At 49.5% G+C, this 10,747-nt stretch carries 7 protein-coding genes; 3 read left to right on the forward strand and 4 right to left on the reverse strand.

Annotated elements, in window-relative coordinates:
* Position 1: 1 nt before the first annotated feature.
* Both NGM62_RS10805 and NGM62_RS10810 read right to left on the reverse strand, forming a co-directional pair.
* Positions 2 to 2,143, reverse strand: a complete 2,142-nt coding sequence (locus NGM62_RS10805) for a glycoside hydrolase family 31 protein (RefSeq protein ID WP_262247901.1) — start codon at positions 2,141 to 2,143, stop codon at positions 2 to 4.
* A gap of 25 nt (positions 2,144 to 2,168) precedes the next feature.
* Positions 2,169 to 3,038: an AraC family transcriptional regulator gene (locus NGM62_RS10810; RefSeq protein WP_262247903.1), complete on the reverse strand. Its 870-nt coding sequence runs from the start codon at positions 3,036 to 3,038 to the stop codon at positions 2,169 to 2,171.
* Positions 3,039 to 3,325: 287 nt separating this feature from the next.
* Between NGM62_RS10810 and NGM62_RS10815 the strand changes: the two genes are divergently transcribed.
* From NGM62_RS10815 to NGM62_RS10825, 3 genes are all read left to right on the forward strand, one after another.
* The gene (locus tag NGM62_RS10815; protein ID WP_262247905.1) at positions 3,326 to 7,504 is read left to right on the forward strand and encodes a hybrid sensor histidine kinase/response regulator transcription factor; all 4,179 of its coding nucleotides are present in this window, start codon (positions 3,326 to 3,328) and stop codon (positions 7,502 to 7,504) included.
* Between the two features lie 103 nt (positions 7,505 to 7,607).
* A complete protein-coding gene (locus NGM62_RS10820; RefSeq protein WP_262247907.1) occupies positions 7,608 to 8,738 on the forward strand; it encodes a glycoside hydrolase family 88/105 protein in 1,131 nt (376 codons plus the stop codon).
* A gap of 526 nt (positions 8,739 to 9,264) precedes the next feature.
* Positions 9,265 to 9,423, forward strand: coding sequence for a hypothetical protein (locus tag NGM62_RS10825; protein WP_262247909.1), 159 nt, complete (start codon positions 9,265 to 9,267; stop codon positions 9,421 to 9,423).
* A gap of 33 nt (positions 9,424 to 9,456) precedes the next feature.
* Here the strand turns inward: NGM62_RS10825 and NGM62_RS10830 are convergent, their stop codons facing one another.
* Both NGM62_RS10830 and NGM62_RS10835 read right to left on the reverse strand, forming a co-directional pair.
* Positions 9,457 to 9,945, reverse strand: coding sequence for a hypothetical protein (locus NGM62_RS10830; RefSeq protein ID WP_262247910.1), 489 nt, complete (start codon positions 9,943 to 9,945; stop codon positions 9,457 to 9,459).
* 96 nt (positions 9,946 to 10,041) lie between these two features.
* Positions 10,042 to 10,677 (reverse strand): fibronectin type III domain-containing protein, encoded by a 636-nt coding sequence (locus tag NGM62_RS10835; protein WP_262247911.1) that lies wholly within the window; start codon positions 10,675 to 10,677, stop codon positions 10,042 to 10,044.
* Between the last annotated feature and the right edge of the window lie 70 nt (positions 10,678 to 10,747).

A 10,747-nucleotide genomic window follows, 5' to 3' on the forward strand; every position in this document is an offset into this window, starting at 1 on the left:
CCTATTTCGTCATGGCAACAAACTCAATAGAAGCAACAGTATTTGGCTTTCCCGATACCGGGGCCGAAATGCTCGTCTTCAGTGTACCATTCGCCTGCCTAACCACACGTATTTCGCGGAAGGTGTAATCCCCTTTCTCATAGTCGTACGTTACTCCATCGTCGTCATACAAATGGTATGTGCCTGGCTTATGGCCGTAATACCTGATTTCCAGATCGATCTTTTCGCCCGGTTCGGGTGCATGCATCAGCACGGGACCGAACGGAATGATGCCGCCGTCTTTTACATAGACCGGGATACGGTCCAGCCCCGGTGTTACGGTAATAACCTCACCGTTTCCTGCATATTCGCCCGTATAGAAATCATACCAATTGCCTTTTGGCAGGATGACAGACCGGCTTTCCTGTCCAGCAAACATGGGGGCAACTAACAAATATTCCCCTGCCATATACTGATCTTTCACCTCCTTATTGACGGCCTCGGCATACGGGTTCTCTTCTAGGTCGGTCGATCCCTCCTGCGTATCGAGATCTGCCTGGAACCCGGGTTCCAGGTTCATCGCACGGAAAGGCGGGATTCCTTGGAAATGGTACTTTGCAAACTCGCTGTACCAATAGGGCATCATCCGCATTCGCAGGATAGCCATTTCGCGTACTTGGTCTTCCACTTCGGGGTACGACCAGGGCTTGGTGCCGCTTGACCACGCATTGATCATGGCCATCGGTGAGAATACCACGGACTGCATACGCCGCAACCACTCCTCGGCGGATTTCGAAGCGCGCGCTTCAGGCGTCCATAAAACACCCGAAAAACCACTGTTGATGAGTGCAGTGATAAAATGCTCGTGGTTATAGTAATCGTTGTAAATCACGTATGGATAGGATACAGCACCAGCATTGGATCCACGTACCAAACCGAACGTACGCTGGTTGCGATCATGGAAAAGCTCCGTGCTATACCGTTGAATCATCAATCCGTAGGTTTGACGCAGCTGTTCGGCCGTCTTTCCGGAAGGAAACGTAGCCACATCGGGCCATAAATAATGGTCGTAACCATCCACTTCGTCAAATTTGTAACCACTCACACCGATAGCTACCTGGCTTTTGTTTAATTGGCCGAAGAATAAGTCGCGGGCTTGTGGCATGGTGAGGTCCGGAACCGCGCCTAGCCATACGGTATGCGAACCCGTGAAAGGCAGTATGGATTTATAAATGGGAGATTGCGGTGCTACATAGGGGTTGGTCCAAAGATTCACTCTGACTCCTTTGGCAAGCATATCATCGACAAACTGCTGTGGTCTTGGGAAGCGTGTCGAATCCCATTCGAACGTACAAGGATAGGCCTTACTTTGCCAGCCAGGTTCAAGTCCGACGAAATCGAGTGGGAACCCCCTGTCAGCAAACGCTTGCACCTCTTCAGCCACATCTTCTTCCGTATAAAGCGTTCTGACCCGCTGCGTAAACCCGAGCCCCCATCTTGGTGGCAGGCAGCCACCGCCGTTGAACAGGTTAAAGCGGCTCACGGCCTCCAGGGGCGAGGGACCTGCAAAAACATAGAATTCGGCACCGTCGGCAGGAACCAATATTTCCACAGCATCTGAATAGGGGCGCGAAGTCCAACTTTTGTCTAAATTGCGGTCTTTTACCTCAGGAAAATCATCGCTATCTAACCTGACCGCCGTGCCGGCGTAGACAGTAAGGTATCGAGCAGCATTGATGAATACCCCATACCCCCGTGACGACACATAGAAGGGAACCGGCGCATGGGTCCGGCCGTTGTCCCTGCCACCATAATGATCCACGTGCAGGTTCAGCACTTTCCCGCGTTGATGCACACTTTGGAAATTCAAACCGAAACCAAATACCTGTTCTCCCTTTTCCAGGGGAAAGCGTAGATAGGTTTCGCCGTTCAACACCGCAGCAGTTATTTTCGCTCGCTCCAACGGAAAAGGCGCGCTGGCCATGGCTTGGATGGCATCTTCACGTGGTTGCACTTCCGTAACGGTTAAAAAATTGTAAGCATCCGGCGCTCCGGCACTTCCTTTCCAGACACCGGGCAACACCTCTTTCCAAGTGATCTGCGCGGCGACAGAAACAACAGAAAGTAAAAAAACAATAATTAGACTGATTCTTTGAAGCTTCATAAGCTAAGGGATTTGATATCGATGATTAAAAATTCACATATTCTTTTTGATAGTTAAGCGGGCTTCTGCCGGTAATATCTTTGAAGCTTTTATAAAAGCTGGTAAAATTGTTGAATCCGCTGCTGAAACAGACTTGTTTTACGTTTAGCCGATTTTCAATGAGCAGCTTGCAGGCTTGCCCTACTTTGATTTCCGTTAAAAATTGGGAATAGGTTTTCTGTGTACGCGATTTGAAAAACCTACAGAATGAGTTGGGGCTTACGTTGGCGATTTCCGCGATTTCATCCAAGGAAATCCGTTTCCGGAAGTTGCGGTAAGAATATTCATATACGTCTTTCAGCCGTTCCTCTTCGGCTTGCTCGACGGTTGATTGAAAGCCAACGGAGGAAAGCAGTTCGACTTCACTTTTACTGGCTATTTCCACCAGAATCTGGGTCAGGAGGATCAATCGCTGAGCGCCATCCGCATGGAGCATTTTTGCCAGCAAGGAGGCAATAGCCGTGTTGTTCCCACCGTTTACCTTCAAACCTCTTTTGGATTGTTCCAACATGTCTTTCAACGATTTATTCTCGGGCAGGTTGATGAAGCAACTCCCCCAAAGGTCTTCCCTGAAATGAGCGACCCTTACATCTACGGATGAGTGCCGGCGTTCTTCAAAATACTCATCATCAAACCGCCAGTAGTGGGGCAGGTAAGGGCCCACCAGCAAGATATCGCCCTCGTTAAAACGCCGCATACTGTCGCCGATGAATTGCATACCCTCCCCTTTATGGAAATGGATCAACTCCAATTCCTGGTGGTAATGCCATTTGTTGTTAATAGATGGTTGCGAATCCTGCCTGACACTGAATGACTGCGCAGGGCCAAACGACACTTTCAGTAATTGTGGTTTCATCGTTTCTCTATTTTAGTTTACATGGATAATCGAACGCATAACTACGGTATACTCCTATCGAATCAGTTGAAAGCAACATGTCAACGATATGCTTATACTTGGCAAGGCGAAAAACGCCCTTGTTTACAGCCTGTAAAATTGGGAGGGACAGCCGACAAAGAGGTGCATTTTTCGACAGAAAAAGGGGTAAAAAATAGCTTGTTATCGGAAAATCGCCGTTATCTGCCACAGGTTATTAAATAAAAGCTTATTTTTACCATTTGGTTGTAACCAATTTTATCCCGAAAATGTTATTCAGGAACATCGTTTTATGTGGTCTCGCGTGTGCCGCTTTCTTATTGAAGGCATCGGCACAGTATCCGCATATGAAGTTCACCCACCTTAATGTGGTTGATGGACTATCCCAAAATACGGTGTATGCCATTAGCCAGGATTACCTAGGGCTGATGTGGATAGGCACACGGGATGGATTGAACAAATACGACGCCGGCAGTGTTACCGTTTACCGGAACGCACCCAACGACACCACTTCCTTAACCGATAATTTCATCCAGGCCGTGTTCGAAGACCAATACCACCGGTTGTGGATTGGGACAAGCAATGGCCTCAACTTGTACGATCGGGCGCTCGACCGCTTCATACGCATACCCCTCGACCACGGAGAACCCTCTGTATATGCCATTACGGATGACAAAAAGGGAGATGTCTGGATTGCCACCAATGGCGGATTGTTCAGGATAGGCGAAGACGTGCCGCCAAATATCAAATCAATATTCAGCAAGTATGAAGTCGTCATTGACACAACCAATCATGTGTTTTCCAAGGTAAGATGCTTGTTTGCCGGCGCCGACGGCTTGCTTTGGTTGGGTACCGAGAGTGGCTTGCTAAGCGTTATGGTCGACGAAAAGCAGCCGGATAAACTGACGGTAGAGCACTATTATGTGAAAGGCAAAACGAAGGGCTCACTTACCGACAACTGGATCAATACGATTGTTGAGGTTGAAAAAGACAAGCTATGGATCGGGACCAAGAGTGGAGGTATCAATATTCTTGATCGCAAAACAAATACGTTTACCTACCACAAGCACTTTCCGGGAATGGAACAGGGACTTCCCGACAACGATGTACGGTCCATCGTAAAGGATCGCAGAGAAAACATCTGGCTTGGCACATTTAAGGGGCTCAGCCTGTATCGGGATGGGGCGTTCTATACGTATACCGACCAACAATCAAGCGGGATTAGTAATAACTCCGTAAGGCCGATATTCCAAGACAACCGTGGGTCAATCTGGGTGGGCACTTACTTCGGTGGCGTAAGTATCCTGGATCCTGACATCCCTAACTTTCATAATTTTTACCACCATCCTAACACCAATAGCCTGACTTATAATGTGGTGAGTTCATTTATCCAGGCGCCCACCGGTGATTTATGGATAGGAACGGAAGGAGGGGGACTGAACCACTATGACATAACAACCGGACAGTTCACCAGCTTCCAACATGACCCCCAGCATAAAGGCAGTCTCAGCCACAATAACGTAAAATCACTTTGCCTGGACAACGAAGGCACGCTGTGGGTGGGTACTTTCCAAGGGGGACTGAATGCGCTTAAGAAGGGCGAACAAACCTTTGTAACCTTCAAACACGACCCTGGCGACCCAAGGTCACTTTCTGAGAACCGGATTTACGCGGTTATACAAGACCGGCAAGGTGATTTATATATCGGGACTTATGGGGGTGGGCTGAACATTAAAAGAAAAAACAACACAGATAGCTTTGAAGTACTCCGACAACCTCAGATCAGCTCCGACCATATCCGCTCGCTTTTTGAAGATTCGAGGGGAAATCTGTGGGTGGGCACACAAAACGGGCTTAATTTAAAACGCCCGGGCGAGGATACCTTCACGGTACTCAAATCGGATCCAACGGATCCGAATACCATCAGCGGCAACGTAGTCATCAGTATCTTTGAAGACAATAGAGGAAACATCTGGATAGGAACCTATAACGACGGGTTGAACCGGTACAACCCGCGAGATCATACCTTTACCCGGTACAACCAGGGGAACGGTCTGCCGGGAAATAACATATTCGGCATATTGGAAGACAAACTGGGTAATCTTTGGTTAAGTACCAATGGTGGGCTCTGCAGATTCAACCCTATGTCTGGCCTCGTCAGGAACTACGACACCGCCGATGGCCTTAACAGCAATGAATTTAATTTTGGAGCATATTCCCAGTTGGAAAACGGGCATATGGTTTTTGGCAACGCCCGTGGATTCACCCTATTTGCGCCAGACAGCATGAAGGTAAACTCATTCGTCCCGCAGGTTGTTTTTTCAGATTTTAAACTATTCAACAAGTCTCTTGCCCCAGGCACATCCGATGTACTTCCCCAGCATATCTCCGTAACCAAGTCCATCACGTTACCACACGATCAGCATGTCTTTTCCGTCGAATTTGCCGTTCTGAATTACATCATACCCAAGAAGAACAAATATGCGTACAAACTTGAAGGGTTTGATAATGAATGGAACTACGTGGAGACTCCCGTTGCCAGCTATACCAACCTAAACGCCGGCCATTACACGCTGCTGGTCAAAGGCGCAAATAACGACGGGATCTGGAATGACACCCCCGTTGCTTTGGACATCCATATCCTCCCACCTCCCTGGAAAACCTGGTGGGCATATCTGGTTTACGCGGTGATAACGGGTATTGCCGTGTATATATGCCTTAAATTTGTCAATGCACGCAATAAGTTGAAACACGACTTGTTGATTGAACATATGGCACTTGAAAAGGAACGGGAAATCCATGAAGAGAAGCTCAATTTCTTTGCCAACGTATCACATGAATTCCGCACACCGCTTTCATTGATCATTGGCCCTGTTGAGCGACTGCTGGATGAGCCGAGCCTGCCGCATACTTATCAATCCTTATTGCACACAGCGCAACGTAATAGCCGGCGATTACTGCGACTTGTCGACCAGATATTGGATTTCAGGAAACAGGAGAGTGGGCTTATGCGGCTCCATGTTAGCCGTATCGAAATGGCGGGTTTCCTCGGTCAACTCATTGATACGTTTGGGTACCTTGCCGATGAAAAACGCATTACGCTTCGTTTCGATAACGTGTTGGGGCATCCGCAGATGTTGTGGGCAGATCCGGATCAATTGGAAAAGGTGGTGTTCAATCTCCTTTCAAACGCGTTCAAATTCACGCCAGCTGGTGGGAACATTCATGTCAAATTAGGCAAAATCCCGCCTTCGGATACCTATCCTGAAGGCGCTGTCCAGATTATTGTGGAAGACAGCGGGATCGGGATACCAGAAGACAGGCAGGATGCCATTTTCGGGCAGTTTTACCAAGCACATAGCCCGGAAAGCAATAATTCGCGCAGTGTCTCCGGTTCGGGCATTGGCCTTGCTTTATCCGATGGCCTTGTTAAACTGCACGGTGGTAAGATTACTGTTGTTAGCAATCTTCGCAACGATGTGACCGACCTGTGCGAGATCAATACTCGGTTTACCATATTGCTCCCGATGGGTAAAAACCATTTTAGCCAACAGGTACTTCTTAATACTGAAGAACATGGGACCTATTGTGAACTGCCCGAATCGGTGATCCCTTCTTCATTTTACAATGACTCGGAAAATGAATCGCTCAACAAAGATCCGAAGCCGGATCGCGATAGGCCCCTCATTCTTGTAGTCGACGATAACGACGAATTGCGGTCATTCATCGCAGATGGGTTACGCGGCCGGTATTCGGTCATTGAAGCGAGCGATGGCTCCGAAGCTTGGGAGCTGATCGGAAAAACGCAGCCGGACATCGTTATCAGCGATGTCATGATGCCTATAAGCAATGGGATGGAGTTACTGAAAAAAATCAAATCAGAAAACGAAACCAACCATATTGCAGTTATCCTGCTCACCGCCCGAACAGCCCCTGAACATGTGATTGCAGCACTGGAAAGAGGCAGCGACGACTATATCACGAAACCTTTTAGTTTCCAGGTGCTCGTACTGAAAATCTCTAATATCCTTCAAACAAGGGAAGGAATACGGAGAAAATTCATCCGAGAATATCTTCTGGAGCCTGCTTTGCCAATGCCCGAGATTACCACAACGCATGATGTGTTGGCAAAAATCATTGAAATCGTTGAGCAGAATTTAACCCAAAGCGAATTCAACGTCAATATGCTGGCTACCGAAATCGGTATAAGCCGTACCGCGCTCTTTCAAAAAGTAAAACAACTTACCGGCTTGAATATCATTGAACTTATCAATTCGATCAGGTTAAGGAAAGCAGCGCGTCTATTAGAGTATCCACACCAGTTAACCATCAGCGAAGTAGCCTATCAAGTAGGGTTTAATGATCCCAAATACTTCAGTAGGTCATTCAAATCCTTCTTTGGCATGAGCCCCCGAGAATACATGCAGTCTGCGCAAGTGAATCAATAAATAGCCAAAATCCTAGAGTAAATAGCCAAAACAAGAAAGTAAGCTATAAAAAAATATACCGTTATTGCATACCTTAACTAGGTTATGAAGTTAGACGACTGCGATGAGAAGTCCAAGTTTATTATTTTTAGTGCTGGCGTGCCTATTTTCGTTTCAGGCCATTGCCCAGCAACCGGCGAACCTCAAGGAGTGGCCGACAGGTAAATCACCGCTCGAGATCGGCACCAAGGTTGCCTGGCGCTTTATCGCTACCCCCCATCCCAATTTCGGTAAGCCCACGCCGCCGCGGGTGATTACCTATCCCGAAACATGCGCGTGGTATGGCGCGCTCAACTTTTCGAAAGAAAGCAACGATACTTCCTTGGTAAAGGCACTAGCCGACCGTTTCGAGCCATTGTTCACTACCGAGAAACAGATGGTACCTGAACCCGACCATGTGGATTACTGTGTCTTCGGGTCCGTCCCACTTCAACTTTATAGGCAAACAAATGATCAGCGTTACTTCGACATGGGAATAGCCATCGCCGATAAGCAATGGGGCCCACCGGAAGGAAAACGCGTCGTACCCGAATCGTTCGACTACTACTATCAAGGATACACGTGGCAAACCCGTTTGTGGATCGATGACATGTACATGATTACAGCCGTGCAAGCGCAAGCCTATCGTGTTACTGGTGAGGAAAAATATATCGAGCGCGCAGCCCGGGAGATGGTATTCTATCTAAAAGAATTACAAAAGCCAAATGGACTATTTTACCACGCGCCGGATGTCCCATTTTATTGGGGAAGGGGCAATGGTTGGATGGCCGCCGGAATGGCCGAGCTGCTCAGTTCGCTCCCAGAAACCAACGAACACTATGCGGTTATTATGGAAGGCTACCGAACCATGATGGCATCGCTGCTACGCTACCAAACACCAGCAGGAATGTGGAGACAGCTGATTGATGACGAGGAATCATGGCCAGAGACCTCCGGCACGGGCATGTTTACATTTGCAATGATTACTGGCGTAAAAAAGGGCTGGTTGGATGTTAAAACCTATGGCCCTGCAGTTAAGAAGGCTTGGCTTACGCTGGTATCTTACCTAGATGAAAACGATGATATGCGTGAAGTATGCGAAGGCACCAACAAAAAGAACGATAGGCAGTACTATCTGGACAGAAGGCGGATCACTGGTGATATGCACGGGCAAGCTCCCTTACTCTGGTGCGCTGCTGCGCTTTTAAGACCTTAGCTGGATACTCCGTACCGACTCCGGGAGACACCGCACCCAGTCCGGGAAACGCCGCACTGGACCCAGTGCAACCCACCCCGGTCCCACCCCGACACTACCGGAAACCGGGTAACGCCCCGCCAGGCCCCGGTCAAACAGTCCTCAATCCATGTGGCACAGACAGGGGTTCATGGCTAACGCAACCGGGTTCGGTTGCATGCGGAAGGGGTTGTTGCGAAGTCACCTTGGGTTTGGATGAACTCACATTGGATGGGGTTGGGATTCCATTGGACTGGTGTGAGGTCATCTTGGGTTAAGGTTGCACCAGGCTGGATTAAGGCACGATCCTCTTGGGTTAAGCCGGAACAGCCACCGGTCAGGGTGTAAGGCACCCGATATCGGATGCAACGCCCATGGTTTACCGACGTGTCCGGCCAGACCCGGGTTAAACGAAAACGGGTTCGGGCACAACGTACCCGAACCCATACGGGACGCAACCGGTATCAGCGCGCGGCCGCCCAAACCCAGTCCGGCACAACCTGAACCCATGTCGGCGCAACCTGAACCCATCCGTAACATCCCCGGCCCCATGCCGTGTCAGAACCAATCCGAGGAGACTGCGGCTGGTTCCAGCTCAACACCAACCGAAACCGGTCGAATGCAGGAGGAAACCGGTGCGGTATATACCGAAACCGGTCGGGTATAACCCGAGCCCGGATTGGTGGGAAAACCAATGGAATCAATGGAAAAACCACCTGGCAAGGAGGCCTATAATCAACACGAGCACCAGCGCGGCAACAACCCACCACCACGGGGTATGGTGTCTCTCGCGCTGCTCCACGGCATGGGTTTCTTCGGTTGCTACGCTGTCGGAAACCTCCGCAGCGGCGCGGTAAAGGTGCTGTGCACTATTGTGGAAGGAGTGCCGTTCCATACGGACACCTTGGCGCCGCAGTTGCACAAGGCTGGCCCGGCCCCGGTACCCCGAATCGGGGTGGTAGATGAAACGGCCCAGCGGTGTGATCGTGGCTGTCTCGTGATACCGGAGGGAATCAAGATAATTATTAATTGTTAACCGGTGGACTTGGCTGTCGGTGGACCGCTGCTCGGTATGGTGAATGGTCAGCGCCTGCTTGGCATCTTCCAAATAGCTGCTCCTGCGGCTTGCGCAGGAGGTAAAGCCTAATAAAAGCCATACAAACAAAAGGATTAATATGTGATATCTCATGTCAAGTAAGTTTTAATCGTATTTAATAAACAGATGTGAAAAAGGGGCGATGTCCGAATGACACCGCCCCGATTTGAATGCACCGGCCGGTTTTGGCTACCAGCTGGTAAATCCGGTGGCAACGGTACTCCAGGCACTTTCGCCCTTGATGTTGCGGGAACGCACGCGTGCGCGGTACTCCGTACGGTTTTCGAGGCCGGTAACGATAACCCCCTTGCTACGGCTGGAACGGCGGATATCGCCCCAGATGGGCTGTCCTTCGCCATCCACTGCATCAGCGATGGTATACTCATATTCCTTTGCCCCATTCGCCGCTGCCCAATCGAGGATCATCTCGCCGGGCAGCCTTCCCTGGCGGAACTTTATCCACTCCACCGGATCGGGGCCTTGCAGTGCCTTCGGGTCAGCCACAGGATAAAAACCCGAGCTCAGCTGGATGGAACTCACATCCGTGAAATTGTTGATATAGCTGGCCACGGCGCGCAGGGATTTCAGCAACGCCTTACGGGCTTCATCCTTTTCTTCCTTTTGCTGCCCGCTGGCGCGGCCGCTGGCCGTGATGGCCTGCTTGGCGATATAGTCGAGCGCCAACGGCTCGAAATCGGCAAATGCCGGTACCATATCGGGGAAGTTGGTGTTCGTGCGCAGCGCATCGGCGGTACGCGTGGCGAATGAAGCGAGGTCCGAATCATTCAGGTGATTGTAGTTGGTTATTAATTTTGGTGTTCTCATTTTTGTGTTTTTTAGTATTGAGTAGTTAGTCATCCCTTAAATTCTGTACAACACACTAACAGTCAGTAAA

Origin of the sequence: Parapedobacter soli (assembly GCF_025460835.1) — a bacterium.
GTDB lineage: Bacteria > Bacteroidota > Bacteroidia > Sphingobacteriales > Sphingobacteriaceae > Parapedobacter > Parapedobacter soli.

What these genes read in the sequence shown, in the direction of transcription:
- NGM62_RS10805 (WP_262247901.1), bottom strand. Translation starts at nt 2,143, where the DNA reads ATGAAGCTTCAAAGAATCAGTCTAATTATTGTTTTTTTACTTTCTGTT.
- NGM62_RS10835 (WP_262247911.1), bottom strand. Translation starts at nt 10,677, where the DNA reads ATGAGAACACCAAAATTAATAACCAACTACAATCACCTGAATGATTCG.
- NGM62_RS10825 (WP_262247909.1), top strand. Translation starts at nt 9,265, where the DNA reads ATGTCGGCGCAACCTGAACCCATCCGTAACATCCCCGGCCCCATGCCG.
- NGM62_RS10815 (WP_262247905.1), top strand. Translation starts at nt 3,326, where the DNA reads ATGTTATTCAGGAACATCGTTTTATGTGGTCTCGCGTGTGCCGCTTTC.
- NGM62_RS10830 (WP_262247910.1), bottom strand. Translation starts at nt 9,945, where the DNA reads ATGAGATATCACATATTAATCCTTTTGTTTGTATGGCTTTTATTAGGC.
- NGM62_RS10810 (WP_262247903.1), bottom strand. Translation starts at nt 3,038, where the DNA reads ATGAAACCACAATTACTGAAAGTGTCGTTTGGCCCTGCGCAGTCATTC.
- NGM62_RS10820 (WP_262247907.1), top strand. Translation starts at nt 7,608, where the DNA reads ATGAGAAGTCCAAGTTTATTATTTTTAGTGCTGGCGTGCCTATTTTCG.